The 1052-nt window shown below is 45.5% G+C and carries 2 protein-coding genes and 1 pseudogene; 1 reads left to right on the plus strand and 2 read right to left on the minus strand.

The features are described 5' to 3' along the window. A partial coding sequence (locus R7P67_RS26365) for a hypothetical protein (RefSeq protein WP_318086521.1) occupies positions 1–328 on the plus strand: 328 nt, incomplete at its 5' end. A gap of 66 nt (positions 329–394) precedes the next feature. Here R7P67_RS26365 and R7P67_RS26370 read toward each other — a convergent pair. Then, entirely contained in the window at positions 395–490 is a 96-nt protein-coding gene (locus R7P67_RS26370) for a MetS family NSS transporter small subunit (RefSeq protein WP_005494570.1), read from the minus strand. Next, a pseudogene (locus R7P67_RS26375) lies at positions 487–1052 on the minus strand (sodium-dependent transporter); the annotation flags it as partial. The gene R7P67_RS26370 and the pseudogene R7P67_RS26375, both read right to left, overlap by 4 nt.

The raw sequence follows: 1052 nt of genomic DNA on the forward strand, positions 1-1052 counted from the left end.
GTCTGTCGGTATGGCAGTAGACCAGCAATTGAGCGTGGTTGTGGAAGTTGACAACAAATATCGAGGTATCATTGGCAACGATGGCATGGCGTTCGACTATATCGCGAAGCGTGGTGCGTTTGACCAGAATATGCCAATCACTTGGTATGTCGGCGTTGGTGGCTGGTATGAGTGGGATGACGAATTTGGTATTCGTGTTCCACTTGGCGTGAACTGGGACCTATCGAAAGGGTGGGATGTTTATGCGCAGATCCATCCTGAGCTCGATCTCTATAAAGGCCCTGACTTACAGTTGGGTGGGGCAGTTGGTGTGAAATACAGCTTCTAGCTCTCAAATAAAAAATGCCGGCATAGATGCCGGCATTTTGTTTCTGATTAAGACGGAATTTCAATCTTACTGTTTGTTCATCGCACGTTTAATGCAGATAGCTGCACCACCCCAAGTGATGCCCAAACCAAGAACCATCATAATGATTGCGCTAACGGTCATTTTACTGCCTCCTTGCGGTTTGCTGCGTTGATAAGTAAGCCAAAGATAAAGAGTGCGGCAATGATTGCCCAACCTAGAGTTAGATCGTAGCCACCATAGCCTTCTGTAAATAGAGCATAAAGCTTAGTTGCCAAGATGATTGCTAACATGATTGGTGTTACAAAGCGTAAACAAATCTCAAACCATTGACCGATAGAGAAATCAGAACGCTCATTCACGTAGCCGCGTACTTCTGGTACACGATTTAGCAACCAAGCCATCAATACGATTTCAATCAAGCCACCAACCATAATACCAACATTGTTTGCAAAGTGGTCGACTAAGTCTAGTAGCAGTAGGCCACCGTTGGTCGCAAATGCCATTGACACAACAAAGCCAGTACCGATTACCACATTTGCTGCTTTCTTACGGCTCCACTTTAACTTATCAATAATGGCTGACGTCACGGCTTCCATAATCGAAATGTGTGAACTTAGACCGGCCACAACAAGCGCAAAGAAGAACAGCGGGCCAAGAATATAAGGCGCTGGCAATAGGTTAATTGCCGCAGGTAACGTTACAA

This window comes from Vibrio sp. Vb0937 (genome assembly GCF_033338855.1).